This is a genomic window from Cellulomonas sp. ICMP 17802 (genome assembly GCF_041295535.1).
Taxonomy (GTDB): domain Bacteria; phylum Actinomycetota; class Actinomycetes; order Actinomycetales; family Cellulomonadaceae; genus Cellulomonas.
On sequence record NZ_JBGFQZ010000016.1, the window covers coordinates 41,365 to 54,603 of the forward strand.

Genomic DNA, 13,239 nt, shown 5'->3' on the forward strand with positions numbered 1-13,239 from the left:
GGATCGTCTTCCGGGTGCAGGGGCGGATGCCCGGCTCGGGCATCGGATGAGGAAAGGCTTACCTCACCGGCGGTGACACTACCCCCGCGCGGGGCCCCAACGCGAGACGGGTCCGGCAGTCGGCTCTGTGAGGCCCGTCACCGGCCGAGGGCGACCAGCCGCTCGCGCAGGTGCGGCCACGCGTCCGCGAACGCGGGCAGCAGCGGCAGGTCGGCCACCTGGTCGATCGGCACCCAGCGCAGCTCGACGCTCTCCGCGTCGGTCACGGCCGGGTGCACCGGGGTGATCTCGTCGGCCAGCACGGTCGTGTACGACCAGTCGGGGTGCTGCAGGACCGACGACTCGCGCAGCCGGACCGACAGCCGGTCGATCCCGGCCTCCTCCTCGGCCTCGCGCAGCGCGGCGTCCTCGGCCGACTCGCCGGGCATCCGCGCGCCGCCGGGCACGCCCCAGGTGCCGCCCTGGTCGCTCCACACGGCCCGGTGCTGCAGCACGACGGCCGTCGGTGTGCCGTCGGCGTCGCGCCGGGCGAGCAGGAGCCCCGCGGCGCCGTACAGGCCCCAGTGGCGCCGGCCGCACGCGCACTCGACCCAGCCGTCGCCCGGCTGGCGCTCGCGGTGGAGCGGAGGTCCGTCGGGCACGCCGGGGTCAGCCGACGATCTCGCAGATGGCGGTGCCGGCGCTGACGCTCGACCCGACTCCCGCGGTCAGCGACGTGACCGTCCCGGCGCGGTGGGCCAGGAGCGGCTGCTCCATCTTCATCGCCTCGAGCACCACGACCAGGTCGCCCTCGGCCACCTGAGCGCCCTCGGCGACGGCCACCTTGACGATGGTGCCCTGCATCGGGGAGGCCAGCGTGGTGCCGTTGCTGCTGCCCCCGTTGGCGCGGGCGGCCCGGCGCACCGGGCGGCGCGCACCCGGGCCGCTCGAGCCCCGACCGGCACCGCCCGGGCCGCGGCCCAGCGCGAGGGCGGCGGGCAGCACGACCTCGAGCCGCTTGCCGCCCACCTCGACCACCACGCGCTCGAGGGCCGCGGGCTCGTCGTCCTCGTCCTCGTCCTGCGGCGTGGCGGGCGCCAGCGCGGCGACCGTCTCGGCGAACTCGGTCTCGATCCAGCGCGTGTGCACGGTGAACGGCTGCGCGGGGTCCGCCGGGGCGAACGCCTCGGCGTCGAGCACCGCGCGGTGGAACGGCACGACGGTCGGGATGCCGACCACCTCGAGCTCGGCCAGCGCCCGGCGGGCTCGGGCGAGGGCTTGCGGCCGGTCGGCGCCGGTGACGATCAGCTTGGCGATCATCGAGTCGAAGAGCCCGGAGACGCTGTCGCCCTCGACCACGCCGGAGTCGACCCGCACGCCCGGACCGGAGGGGAACCGCAGCGTGGTGATGCGGCCGGGGGCCGGCAGGAAGCCCGCGCCGGGGTCCTCGCCGTTGATCCGGAACTCGATCGAGTGGCCGCGGGTCTCCACGTGGTCGTAGCCGAGCGGCTCGCCGGCCGCGATGCGCAGCTGCTCGCGGACCAGGTCGATGCCGCTGATCTCCTCGGTGACCGGGTGCTCCACCTGCAGGCGCGTGTTGACCTCGAGGAACGAGATCGTCCCGTCGGCGGCGACGAGGAACTCGCAGGTCCCGGCGCCGACGTAGCCGGCCTCGCGCAGGATCGCCTTCGAGGACTCGACCAGCTGCGTGCGCTGCGCGTCGGTGAGGAACGGCGCGGGCGCCTCCTCGACGAGCTTCTGGTGCCGACGCTGCAGGGAGCAGTCGCGCGTCGAGACGACGACCACGGTGCCGTGCTCGTCGGCCAGGCACTGGGTCTCGACGTGCCGGGGGCGGTCCAGGTACCGCTCGACGAAGCACTCGCCGCGCCCGAACGCCGCGACGGCCTCGCGGGTGGCCGACTCGAACATCTCGTCGATCTCGGCCGACTCGCGCGCCACCTTCAGGCCGCGCCCACCGCCGCCGAACGCCGCCTTGATGGCCACGGGCAGGCCGTGCTCGGCGACGAACGCGTGGATCTCGGCGACGCCGGCCACCGGGTCGGACGTCCCCGCGACCAGGGGCGCGCCCGCCTTCTGCGCGATGTGCCGCGCGCTGACCTTGTCGCCCAGGGCCTCGATCGCCGACGGAGGGGGACCGATCCACACCAGGCCGGCGTCGATCACCGCCTGCGCGAACGCGGCGTTCTCGGCCAGGAACCCGTAGCCGGGGTGCACGGCGTCCGCCCCGGACCGGCGGGCGACGTCCAGCAGCTTGGCGATGTCCAGGTAGGTCTCGGCGGCGCGGGCGCCGTTGAGCGCGAACGCCTCGTCGGCGATCCGCACGTGCAGGGCCTCGCGGTCGGTGTCGGCGTAGACGGCGACGGAGCCGATCCCGGCGTCGCGACAGGCTCGGGCGATGCGGACGGCGATCTCGCCGCGGTTGGCGACGAGGACCTTCGAGATGGCGGGCACGGCTCACCGTAACGCCCGCCACGGGTCGGACCGGTGCCCATGGGTCGTGCCCTGCCAAGATTGTGGATCCGACCACCCGTCGCGGGGCCGGTTTTGTAGAGATCCTCAGGTGACGTGCTCGCGATGACGTCCCTGCGGCGCCGCGCTTGTCCGAACGCCACAAGCACGACCGAGCCCGGCCCCCTTGGGGGGACCAGGCTCGGGGCGTGCTGGTCAGGCCTTGACGAGGACGTTCTCGTCGGCCGGCGCGGCGATCTGTGCGATCGGCTCCGTCGCCGGTGCGACGCGGCGCAGGGCGAAGCCGATGAGGCCGAAGACCACGCCGATGCCCATCACCAGGGCGGCGACACCGAAGGCGACGACCGAGGTGAACAGCGAGGCGCGGAGGAACGAGCCGTTCATCACGACGGCCTTGAGGCCGTTGAGCTTGGCGAGGTCGGGGTCCTTGGCCTGGTCGGCGGCCGACACACCGTCAGCGGTGAGCTTGTCGCCGAGCGCCTTCGCCTGGCCGGAGACCTCGGCGTACGTCTGGCCGCCGGTCGCCGTCAGTGCGTGGTGCTTGATGATGTCCGCCTGGGCGAACGCCTCCCACGGGGTGTCGACGAGCGCGCCGCCGAAGTGGGCGGCGTCGGGCGAGACGGTGATCTTCTCGGCCTTGAGGTTGCTGGAGACTGCTCCCCACGTCACCCCGCCCGCGACGAGAAACACGGCGCCGGCGATGATCGCCAGCAGGCCGGCAACGCGGACGAAGCGGTTATTCCTAACAGTATCGGTCGACATGTCATGTCCTTGGACGCCCCTCGCGGGCCCGGCCTACCCGGCCCCGATGGGCCTCTCGGGCTGGCCCACGTGAACATCGTTCACCGGCGGGAACGCCCTTCCCTGGGACCTAGGTCAGGACTTCCGCCAGAGGCTCGGGATGCTCACGCCCACCTCGCCGAGCAGCTCGCGCAGCAGCGGCAGGCTCAGCCCGACGACGCCGTGGTGGTCGCCCTCGATCCTGTCGACGAACGGGCCGCCCAGCCCGTCGATGGTGAACGCGCCGGCCACCGCGAGCGGCTCGCCCGTGGCGACGTAGGCGTCGACCTCCTCGTCGGAGAGGTGCGCGAACGTCACGGTGGTCGACGACGTGGCGCCGAGCATCGCCGGCACGTCGCGCTCGTCCATCAGCCAGTGGCCGGTGTGCAGCACGCCCGTCCGGCCGCGCATCGTCCGCCAGCGGGTTGCGGCGTCCTCGGCGTCCGTGGGCTTGCCGTAGAGCTCCCCGTCCAGCTCGAGCATGGAGTCGCAGCCGAGCAGCAGCAGGTCGTCGGCGTCCTCGAGCTCCTCGGGCAGGCGCCGCGAGACGTCCTCGACCTTGGCCTGCGCCAGCAGCAGCACCGCGTCCGCCGGGTCCAGCGCGCCGAACCGCTCGCGCGCCGCGGCCAGGACGGCCTCCTCGTCGACCGTGGAGACCGCGACGAGCGGCCCGATCCCCGCCGCCTGCAGGGTGGCGCGGCGGGCGGGGGAGGCGGAGGCGAGCAGCAGTCGGGTCACGGGTGGGGAGCCTAGTTCGTCCCGCGACCGAAGGTCCTGGCCCGGCACACGGTCTGGCGGGGCACAATGGGCGCGCTGTGGTCGGGTGCGCGCGGGCGGTACCGCCGGCCCGAGGTCACGAGGAGGCCGCTGTGGGTGACGCGACGAGGTCGTCGGGGAACGACGTGCACGACGACGTCGCCGACCAGGTCGACGAGTTCGACGACGACTTCGAGGTCGACCCGGACCCCGACCTGCTCGAGAAGCCGACGCAGGCCTGGCGGACGCGGACCGCGATCGAGATGGTGATCTCCGGCGCGCTCGGCCTGCTGGCGTCGTTCGTGCTGTCGATCGACGCGCTGAAGCTGGCGGTGAACCCGGACGCCAACCTCGGGTGCTCGATCAACTCCGTCATCGACTGCAAGGCCGTGGCCCAGACGTGGCAGGCGCACATCCTCGGCGAGTTCTTCCCGAACGCGTTCCTGGGCATCGCCGCCGAGGCCGTCGTCATCACCGTCGCCGTGGCGATCCTCGGCGGGGTCCGGTTCCCGCGCTGGTTCATGCTCTCCGCGCAGGCGATCTACACGGTCGGCTTCCTGTTCGCGTGGTGGCTGTTCTTCGAGGCCTACTTCGTCATCAAGGCGCTGTGCCCCTGGTGCCTGCTCATCACGGTGACCACGACGCTGGTCTGGGCCGGCCTGACCCGGCTCAACGTGCGCGACCACGTGATCAACTTCCCCGGTCGCTGGGGACCGTCCGCCCGGCGGTTCGTGGCGCACGGCAACGACTGGTTCGTCACCGTGGCGCTGATCGTGCTGCTGGCGGCCGCGATCGTGTTCAAGTACGGCTCGTCCTTCCTCTGAGAGGGACGGCGTGCACGAAGGGCCGGTGGCTGCTCGCCACCGGCCCTTCGTCGTCGGTCGTCAGCCGGCGAACGCGGTCTTCAGCACGTCCAGCGGCAGCGAGCCCATGCCGAGCGCGCGGGCGTGGAAGGCGCGGATGTCGAACTCCTCGCCGGCCTCCTGCGCCTGCGCGGCGGCGGCGTCCCGCGTCTGCTCCCACAGGCGCTGGCCGATCTTGTACGAGGGCGCCTGCCCCGGCCAGCCCAGGTACCGGTTCCACTCGAACCGGATGAACGCCTCGGGCATGTTGACGTTGGCCTTGAGGAACTCCCAGCCCTTGTCGGCGTCCCAGGTGCCGCCGCCCCACTCCTGCGGCGCCTCGAGGCCGAGGTGCACGCCGAGGTCGAAGACCACGCGCGCCGCGCGCATCCGCTGGCCGTCGAGCATGCCCAGCCGGTCGCCCGGGTCGTCGAGGAAGCCGAGGTCGGCCATGAGGCGCTCGGCGTACAGGGCCCAGCCCTCGCCGTGGCCGGACGTCCAGCACGCCAGGCGGCGCCACGTGTTCAGCGTCGCGCGCTGGAACACCGCCTGCCCGACCTGGAGGTGGTGGCCCGGGACGCCCTCGTGGTAGACGGTCGTCTTCTCGCGCCAGGTGTTGAACGTGGTGACCTCCGGCGGCACCGACCACCACATGCGGCCGGGCCGGCTGAAGTCGTCGCTGGGGCCGGTGTAGTAGATGCCGCCCATCTGCGTCGGGGCGATCTTGCACTCGAGCGTCCGGACCGGCACCGGGATGTCGAAGTGCACCCCGTCGAGCGCGTCGATGGCGGCGTCGGACGTCTCCTGCATCCAGGCCTGGAGCGCGTCGGTGCCGTGCAGCGTGCGCGCCGGGTCCTGGTCGAGCAGGGCGACCGCGTCGGCGACCGTGGCCCCCGGGCCGGCGATCTGCGCGGCGACGGCCTCCTGCTCGGCGACCACGCGCGCGAGCTCCTCGAGGCCCCACCGGTACGTCTCGTCGAGGTCCACCGTGGCGCCGAGGAACGCGCGCGACCAGAGGGCGTAGCGCTCGCGGCCTGCGGCGTCCTGCTGCGGGGCCTGCGGGGCGAGCTCGTCGGACAGGAACGCGGCCAGCGTGGCGTACGCCTGGCGGGCCGCCGTGGCGCCGTGCTCCAGCTCGGCGCGGACCAGCGAGCAGGCGGCGGACTCGTCGAGCACGGAGTCGACGGCCTCGCCCGTGATGAACGAGGTGAAGAACGAGGTCTCGGGGTCGGCCAGCTCGGCGGCCTGGCGGGCGCACTCCTCGACCTGGCGGACGGCGGCCACCCCGCCGGTGCTCGCGGCGAGGCGCAGGGACTCGATGTAGCCGCCCACCGCGGTGGGCAGGGCGTTGAGGCGGGCGGCGATGTTGGACCAGGCCTCGACGTCGCCGGTCGGCATGACGTCGAAGATGTCGCGCAGGTTCTGCACCGGCGAGGCGATGTTGTTCAGGTCCCGCAGGAGCTCGCCCGCGTCGTGCAGCTCGAGCTCGAGGCCCAGGCGCTCCTGCATGGCCGCGAGCGTGATCTGGTCGACCTCGTCGGTCGGCGCCACGCCGTCCAGGGTCACCAGCGTCCGGCGGGCGAGGTCGGCGCGGGCCTCGATGCCCGCGGGGGAGAGGTCGGTCATCTCGTGGTCGTGCCCGGCGATGCCCATGGCCGTGGCGCCCAGGGGATCGAGGGTCGCGAGCTCGGTGATGTAGGCCTCGGCGATCACGTCGATCGGGGAGGCGGCGCGCGTCTGTGCGGAAGTCGTCGTCGAAGTCACCCGCCCGACGATACCGGGCGGTAGCACGCGCTTTCCGCGTCAGCCGCGCAGGCTCCAGCGCCAGGCGTCGGGGCCGGGGCGCAGGCCGACCCGGGTGCCCCGCATCGTGCGCCGCCGATCAGCCCACGGAGCGGCGACGGCCCGGTCGCCCAGCTCGGCGAGGCGCGCCCGCTCGGACGCGGCGGCCATCAGGCCCGCCACCAGCGCGGCGAGCTCCATGTCGTCGGGCGTGCCGCGGACCACCTGGACGTGGGCGTCACTCATCGGAGTCCTCCTCGTCGTCGTCCTCGTCCTCCTCGAACGCGACCGCCGCGCCGCGCGACACGCCCCACTCGCCGACCTCGAACCCGGCGTCCACCAGGCGTTGCGCCAGGTCGGCGCCGCCCTGCTCGACCAGGTCGAGCACCGAGTCGAGCGACAGGTCGGACGTGGTCGGCGGGGGGCCGACGACGAAGCCGAGGTGGAACGTGTCGATCTCGGCGTCGCTCGGGGGTGCGTCCGCGTCGCCGTGCTCGTCGTCGCCCCAGGACATGCCCGTGAGGTCGGCGTGCAGGCCCAGGCGCTCGTGCAGCAGGTCGTACAGCCGCGCGTTCAGCCCGCCGACCTCCGACTCCAGCGCCAGGATCCGGGGGTCCTCGTCGGCCTCCGTGGACCCGAACTCGGCCCGGACCCCGACCGCGACGTCGACGTAGCCGTGCAGCGCGGCGGCCAGGGCGGCGACGGCGGCGTGCAGGTCGGTCGGGTCGACGCCCACCAGCGGCTCGGGGCCGTGCGCGTGGTCGTCGTGGCCACCGTGCTCGTCGTGGTCGGCGTGCTCGTGCTCGTGCTCGCTCACAGCGGGATGTTCCCGTGCTTCTTGGGGGGCAGGCTGGCGCGCTTGGTGCGCAGCAGCCGCAGGGCCTTGGTGATCTCCGCCCGGGTCTGCGCGGGCGGGATGACCGCGTCGACGTAGCCGCGGTCGGCGGCGTCCCAGGGGTTCACGATGGCCTCCTCGTACTCGGCCGTCAGGCGTCGCCGCTCGGCCTCGACGTCGCCACCCGCCTGCGCGACCGACGAGAGCGCGCCGCGCTGGAGGATGTTCACCGCGCCCCCGGCGCCCATGACCGCGATCTGTGCCGTGGGCCAGGCGAGGTTCACGTCGGCGCCCAGCTGCTTGGAGCCCATGACGATGTACGCGCCACCGTACGCCTTGCGGGTGATCACGGTGACGAGCGGGACGGTGGCCTCGGCGTAGGCGTAGATGAGCTTGGCGCCGCGCCGGATGATGCCGTTCCACTCCTGATCGGTTCCCGGCAGGAACCCGGGGACGTCGACGAACGTGAGCACGGGGATGTTGAACGCGTCGCACGTGCGCACGAAGCGGGCGGCCTTCTCGGCGGCGTTGATGTCCAGCGTGCCGGCCATCGACATGGGCTGGTTGGCCACGATGCCGACCGGGTGGCCCTCGACGTGGCCGAACCCGATGAGCACGTTCTGGGCGTACAACGGCTGGACCTCGAGGAGTACGCCGTCGTCCAGCACGTGCTCGATGACCGTGCGCATGTCGTACGGCTGGTTGTCGGAGTCGGGCAGCAGCGTGTCCAGCTCCTCGTCCGTCTCCGTCACGGACAGGTCCGTGTGGTGGTCGAACGTCACCGGGTCCGTGAGGTTGTTCTGCGGCAGGTAGGTCAGCAGCGACCGCACGTAGTCGAACGCGTCGTCCTCGTCGGCGGCCATGTAGTGCGCGACGCCCGACCGGGTGTTGTGGGTGGTCGCGCCGCCCAGCTCCTCGAAGCCCACGTCCTCGCCGGTGACCGCGCGGATGACGTCGGGGCCGGTGATGAACATGTTGGACGTGCCGTCGGCCATCACGATGAAGTCGGTGAGCGCGGGGGAGTACACCGCGCCGCCGGCCGACGGACCGAGGATGAGGCTGATCTGCGGGATGACGCCGGACGCGGCGACGTTGCGGCGGAAGATCTCCGCGAACTGCGTGAGGGCCGCGACACCCTCCTGGATGCGCGCCCCGCCGCCGTCGCTGATGCCGATGAGCGGCACGCCCGTGCGCAGCGCCAGGTCCATGACCTTGGTGATCTTCTGGCCGTGCACCTCGCCCAGGCTGCCGCCGAAGACCGTGAAGTCCTGCGAGTAGATGCAGACCGGCCGGCCGTCGACCGTGCCGTGGCCGACGACGACCCCGTCGCCCTCGATCCGCTTCTTGTCCAGGCCGAAGTTGGTGGACCGGTGGCGCACGAACGCGTCGACCTCGGTGAACGACCCCTGGTCGAGGAGCTGCTCGATGCGCTCGCGGGCGGACCGCTTGCCGCGCGCGTGCTGCTTGTCGACCGCGGCCTGCTCGGCGATCGCGGCGGCGTCGTACCGCGACGCGAGGTCGGCCAGCTTGGCGGCGGTGGTCCGCAGGGCCGTCTCGACGGGCTGTTCGGTGTCTGTCACCCGACCGAGGCTAGTTGTCGATGCCCACCATGCACGTGCAGGCGGATCACGGTGTTGCCGCCGCCGGGGTGTCGGGTTCCCACAACGCGCGACATCATGGGCGCTGTGCCCACGATGCCCCCCCTGCGCGTCGCCGAGCTCCGCGACCTGCTGCTCGCGCCCGCGGGCCCGCTGACGCGGGTCGAGGTGGTCGACGAGACCCGGTCCACCAACACCGACCTGGCGGACGACCTGCGCGCGGACCCGACCTCGTGGCCGGACGCGAGCGTGCTCGTGGCCGAGCACCAGGCCGGCGGCCGCGGGCGCGCCGGACGGACCTGGGAGACGCCGCGCGGAACCTCGCTGACCTGCAGCTTCGTCGTCCACCCGCCCGTGCCGGCGGCGTCGTTCGGCTGGATCGGGCTGCTCGCCGGCCTCGGGGCCGTGAACGCGCTGCGGGCGACCGCGGGTGTCCCCGCGACGCTGAAGTGGCCCAACGACCTGCTGGTGCCCGCCGACACCGAGGTCGAGGGCTGGGGCGCGGCCCGCAAGATCGGCGGCATCCTGGCCGAGGTGGTCGCCCTGCCGGCCGGGCAGCCGCCCGCCGTGGTCATCGGCATCGGCATCAACGTGAGCCAGACGGCCGAGCAGCTGCCGGTGCCCAGCGCGACCTCGCTCGCGCTCGCGGGCGCGCGGCACGTCGACCGCGAGGGGATGCTCGTCGCGCTCGTCGCGGCCCAGCTCGAGGTGGCCCAGCGGTGGCGCGACTCCGGCGGCGACGCGCGCGCGTCGGGGCTGGCCGACCAGGTCGCGGCGGTGTGCAGCACGCTGGGCACGCGCGTGCTCGTCGAGCTGCCGGGCGGCGGCTCGGTGGGCGGTGTGGCCGAGCGTCTCGACGACGATGGCGCGCTGGTCGTCGTCGACGAGGCCGGCGCCGAGCACCGCGTGCTCGCGGGTGACGTGCGCCACGTCCGCGCAGCGGGGTGAACTACCCTCGACCCGTGCCCGACGAACGATCGCAGGACCTCGACTACGTCGAGTCGACGGTGGGTGAGCTCGACGCCGAGCTGCTGGGCGGCCCCCGCACCCTGAGCGCCCGGGACCTGGCCGCACGGGCCGGCATCGAGGTCGACGTGGTCCGTGGGTTCTGGACCACCATGGGCCTGCCGCACGCGGACCCGGACGACCCGATCTACACCGAGCGCGACGCCGAGGCCATCGACCGCGCGGCGGCCCTGGTCCGCGACCACGGCCTGGACCTGCGCACCGTCATGACCGTGACCCGCGCCCTCGGCCACACCTCCGACCGCCTCGCGCTGTGGCAGGTCGAGGCGCTGGTGGAGGACATGGCCGGGCGGTACGAGCTCGACGACACCACCGCGCGGCTGCTCGTCCTCGACCGGCTGGCCTCCCTGGCGCCCGTGCTCGAGGCCCAGCTGGTGCACTCGTACCGCCGCCAGCTCGCCGCCATCGCGGGCCGGTACGCCGGCGAGTTCGGTCAGCTCCGCGCGCCCGGCCCCGACAGCTCGGCCCTGCCGCTCGCGCGCGCCGTCGGGTTCGCCGACATGGTCTCGTTCACGCGCCGCACCGCCGGGCTGGGGTCCACCGACCTCTCGCAGTTCGTCCAGCGGTTCGAGGCCGCCGCGCGCGACGTCGTCTCCGCGTCCGGCGGGCGCGTCGTGAAGACGATCGGCGACGCCGTCCTGTTCGTCGCCGACAGCCCGGGCACCGGCGCGGTCATCGCGCTCGGCCTCGCGGAGGCGTTGGGCAAGGAGCTCGACGTCGACCGCGAGACCACCACGGGCGGCCTCTTCGAGGGCGCGCGCGGCGTGACCCCCGTCCGGGTCGGGTTCGTCTGGGGGCGGGTCCTGTCGCGGTTCGGCGACGTGTTCGGCCCCGACGTGAACCTCGCCGCGCGCCTGACCGACATCGCCGACCCCAGCACCGTGCTGGTCGACGCGGGGACCGCCGACGTGCTCGCGACCGACTCGCGGTTCGTGCTGGAGCCGCGGCCCGCGCGCCGGCTGGCGGGGATCGGGACCGTGGCGCCCGTCCGGCTCCGGGCGGCGCGGCCAAGCTAGCCCTCGGCCTCGGGGTCGACCTCGTCCACCAGCGACGGGCCGTTGTTGGCGACCGCGTTGACGGCCGTCGAGACCGGGGTGGCGACGATCTCCGGGGGCGGCGTCTCCAGCAGCTCGCGCGCGCCGTCCGCCCCGACCGCGGGGTCGAGCCACGCCGACCACGTCTCGGCGCGGAGCATGAGGGGCTGCCGGTCGTGGATGTGCGCGAGCTCCTCGGACGCCGGGCGCGTGATGACCGTGGCGCTGACCACCCAGCGCTCGGGGTCGTCGTCGGCCTTGCCGGGGTCCTTCCAGAACTCGTACAGGCCCGCGAGCGCCACGACGTCCCCGTCGGCGGGGTGCAGGTAGAACGGCTGCTTGCGCTTGCTGGTGGCGCCGGGGTCGGGCTTCTTCCACTCGTAGTAGCCGTCGGCCGGGAGCAGCGCGCGGCGCACGGCGAACGGCCGCGCGAACGCCGGCTTGTCCGTCAGCGACTCGACGCGCGCGTTGATCATCCGGTTGCCCACCGAGATGTCCTTCGCCCACGACGGCACCAGGCCCCAGCGCGCCACGCGCAGCTGCCGGGTGATCTCCCCGGTCTCCTTGTCGGCGCGCTCCACGACCATGCGGACGCCGTCGGTGGGGGCGACGTTCCAGGACGGGCCGAGCAGCCGGACGTCGTCGGCGACCGTGGCGATGGCGAACTCGTCCGCCAGCGCCTGGTCCTCGCGGAAGGAGGCATAGCGACCGCACATGGGACCAGCGTGCCAGGCGTCACCCCACGCACGCATCGAATCGATTCGTTATTTGTGGGAGAATCGTCCCCGATGAGCTCCCGCCCCACCCCTCCCGCACCGACCGGCCCCGCGCCGGCCGCCGGCGTCGTCCCCCCAGGAGTGGTGCCGGTGACCGCGGCCGCACCCGCCCCGCAGTACCGCCCGAACGCCAAGTACGTGCTGCTGCTGGGCCTGATGTGCGCCCTGCCCGCCATCTCGACCGACATCTACCTGCCGTCCCTGCCGGACGTGGCGCGCGACCTGCACACGTCGGCCACCGCGGCGCAGCTGACCATGACCGCGATGCTCATCGGCGGCGCCGTGGGCCAGCTGGTGATCGGCCCGCTCTCGGACCGGTTCGGGCGCCGCAAGCCCGTGCTCGTCGGGGTCTCGCTGCACGTGGTGACGTCGATCCTCTGCGCGCTCGCCCCGGCGATCGTGCCGCTCATCGCGCTGCGGACCATGCAGGGCTTCTTCAACGCGTCGGCCAGCGTGGTCGCCATGGCGGTCATCCGGGACCGGTTCGTCGGCGCGGACGCGTCGCGCCTGATGTCCCGGCTCATGCTCGTGATCGGCGTCGCGCCGCTGTTCGCCCCGTCCGTCGGCGGTCTCATCGCCGGGCAGTGGGGCTGGCGTGCGGTGTTCGGCGCGCTCGCCGTCTTCGGCGTCGTGCTCTGGGTCGTGGTCTGGCGCCGGCTGCCCGAGACGCTGCCCCCGGAGCGGCGCCGGCAGGGCGGCCTGACCGCCGCGCTGGGCGGCTACCGCAAGCTGCTGAGGGACCGGCACTTCGTGGCGCTCGCGATCCTGCCGGGGCTCGGCGTCGCGGTGCTCATGAGCTACGTGGTGGCGTCTCCGTTCGTGCTGCGCGAGGGCTACGGGCTGTCGGCCCACCAGTTCTCGCTGCTGTTCGCGGTGAACGGGATGGGGCTGGTGGCCGGCGCGCAGGTCAACGCGGCCCTGGTGCGCCGGGTGGCGCCCATCCGGATCGTGCGCGTGGTGCTGCCGGTGTCGCTGGGGCTCACGCTGGTCCTGCTGGGCATCGCGATCACCGGCTGGGGCGGCCTCATCGCCCTGCTCGTCGTCCTGTGGCTCATCCTCGCGATGGTGAACTTCGTGCCGCCCAACGCCTCGGCGCTGGCGCTCAGCCGGCACGGCGAGGTCGCCGGCACCGCCGCCGCGGTGATCGGGGCGACCCAGGCGGGCGTCTCGGGCATCGTCAGCCCCCTGTCGGGCCTGCTCGGCGGCGACGCCGTGGCGATGGCGGCCGTCATGGTCGGTGCCTCCGTGGCAGCCCTGCTGGTGCTCGCGCTGGCCACCCCGGCGTACCACCGCGACGGTGCCTGGGCGGTCTGACGCACACGTCCGGGTGAACGCCCTGAC

Annotated in this window: 13 protein-coding genes; 4 read left to right on the forward strand and 9 right to left on the reverse strand. The window is 73.5% G+C overall.

Translation table 11 applies throughout. The features are described from left to right. Window positions 1-137 precede the first annotated feature (137 nt). From AB5970_RS12845 to AB5970_RS12860, 4 genes are all read right to left on the reverse strand, one after another. A complete protein-coding gene (locus tag AB5970_RS12845; protein WP_370504338.1) occupies window positions 138-641 on the reverse strand; it encodes an NUDIX domain-containing protein in 504 nt (167 codons plus the stop codon). A gap of 7 nt (window positions 642-648) precedes the next feature. After that, a complete protein-coding gene (locus AB5970_RS12850) occupies window positions 649-2,451 on the reverse strand; it encodes an acetyl/propionyl/methylcrotonyl-CoA carboxylase subunit alpha (protein WP_370504339.1) in 1,803 nt (600 codons plus the stop codon). A gap of 213 nt (window positions 2,452-2,664) precedes the next feature. Then, complete coding sequence (locus AB5970_RS12855) at window positions 2,665-3,231, reverse strand: aromatic ring-opening dioxygenase LigA (RefSeq protein WP_370504340.1); 567 nt, start codon at window positions 3,229-3,231, stop codon at window positions 2,665-2,667. Between the two features lie 114 nt (window positions 3,232-3,345). Further along, complete coding sequence (locus tag AB5970_RS12860) at window positions 3,346-3,987, reverse strand: nucleoside triphosphate pyrophosphatase (protein ID WP_370504341.1); 642 nt, start codon at window positions 3,985-3,987, stop codon at window positions 3,346-3,348. A 131-nt stretch (window positions 3,988-4,118) separates the two neighbouring features. Between AB5970_RS12860 and AB5970_RS12865 the strand changes: the two genes are divergently transcribed. Beyond that, window positions 4,119-4,829 carry a vitamin K epoxide reductase family protein gene (locus AB5970_RS12865; RefSeq protein ID WP_370504342.1) on the forward strand — a complete coding sequence of 237 codons (711 nt, stop codon included), beginning with the start codon at window positions 4,119-4,121 and terminating at the stop codon, window positions 4,827-4,829. Between the two features lie 60 nt (window positions 4,830-4,889). On the opposite strand, the gene AB5970_RS12870 is transcribed toward AB5970_RS12865, so the two are convergent. The 4 genes from AB5970_RS12870 to AB5970_RS12885 are packed head-to-tail and all read right to left on the reverse strand — an operon-like array spanning window position 4,890 to window position 9,044. Beyond that, a complete protein-coding gene (locus AB5970_RS12870; RefSeq protein WP_370504343.1) occupies window positions 4,890-6,611 on the reverse strand; it encodes a DUF885 domain-containing protein in 1,722 nt (573 codons plus the stop codon). 39 nt (window positions 6,612-6,650) lie between these two features. Next, complete coding sequence (locus AB5970_RS12875) at window positions 6,651-6,875, reverse strand: acyl-CoA carboxylase subunit epsilon (protein ID WP_370504344.1); 225 nt, start codon at window positions 6,873-6,875, stop codon at window positions 6,651-6,653. Beyond that, window positions 6,868-7,446, reverse strand: coding sequence for a hypothetical protein (locus tag AB5970_RS12880; RefSeq protein WP_370504345.1), 579 nt, complete (start codon window positions 7,444-7,446; stop codon window positions 6,868-6,870). The genes AB5970_RS12875 and AB5970_RS12880 overlap by 8 nt, the downstream gene beginning before the upstream one ends. Next, a complete protein-coding gene (locus AB5970_RS12885; RefSeq protein ID WP_370504346.1) occupies window positions 7,443-9,044 on the reverse strand; it encodes an acyl-CoA carboxylase subunit beta in 1,602 nt (533 codons plus the stop codon). The genes AB5970_RS12880 and AB5970_RS12885 overlap by 4 nt, the downstream gene beginning before the upstream one ends. A 114-nt stretch (window positions 9,045-9,158) precedes the next feature. Between AB5970_RS12885 and AB5970_RS12890 the strand changes: the two genes are divergently transcribed. Both AB5970_RS12890 and AB5970_RS12895 read left to right on the forward strand, forming a co-directional pair. After that, on the forward strand, window positions 9,159-10,010 hold the full coding sequence (locus AB5970_RS12890) for a biotin--[acetyl-CoA-carboxylase] ligase (protein ID WP_370504365.1): 852 nt from the start codon (window positions 9,159-9,161) through the stop codon (window positions 10,008-10,010). Between the two features lie 14 nt (window positions 10,011-10,024). After that, the gene (locus AB5970_RS12895; RefSeq protein ID WP_370504347.1) at window positions 10,025-11,104 is read left to right on the forward strand and encodes an adenylate/guanylate cyclase domain-containing protein; all 1,080 of its coding nucleotides are present in this window, start codon (window positions 10,025-10,027) and stop codon (window positions 11,102-11,104) included. Here AB5970_RS12895 and AB5970_RS12900 read toward each other — a convergent pair. Beyond that, on the reverse strand, window positions 11,101-11,838 hold the full coding sequence (locus tag AB5970_RS12900) for an SOS response-associated peptidase (RefSeq protein WP_370504348.1): 738 nt from the start codon (window positions 11,836-11,838) through the stop codon (window positions 11,101-11,103). The two genes, AB5970_RS12895 and AB5970_RS12900, sit on opposite strands and share 4 nt — an antisense overlap. Before the next feature lie 72 nt (window positions 11,839-11,910). Here AB5970_RS12900 and AB5970_RS12905 point away from each other — a divergent pair, with 72 nt between their 5' ends. Next, a complete protein-coding gene (locus tag AB5970_RS12905; protein ID WP_370504349.1) occupies window positions 11,911-13,212 on the forward strand; it encodes a multidrug effflux MFS transporter in 1,302 nt (433 codons plus the stop codon). Window positions 13,213-13,239: the final 27 nt, after the last annotated feature.

What these genes read in the sequence shown, in the direction of transcription:
- AB5970_RS12855 (WP_370504340.1), bottom strand. Translation starts at nt 3,231, where the DNA reads ATGTCGACCGATACTGTTAGGAATAACCGCTTCGTCCGCGTTGCCGGC.
- AB5970_RS12875 (WP_370504344.1), bottom strand. Translation starts at nt 6,875, where the DNA reads ATGAGTGACGCCCACGTCCAGGTGGTCCGCGGCACGCCCGACGACATG.
- AB5970_RS12890 (WP_370504365.1), top strand. Translation starts at nt 9,159, where the DNA reads ATGCCCCCCCTGCGCGTCGCCGAGCTCCGCGACCTGCTGCTCGCGCCC.
- AB5970_RS12900 (WP_370504348.1), bottom strand. Translation starts at nt 11,838, where the DNA reads ATGTGCGGTCGCTATGCCTCCTTCCGCGAGGACCAGGCGCTGGCGGAC.
- AB5970_RS12905 (WP_370504349.1), top strand. Translation starts at nt 11,911, where the DNA reads ATGAGCTCCCGCCCCACCCCTCCCGCACCGACCGGCCCCGCGCCGGCC.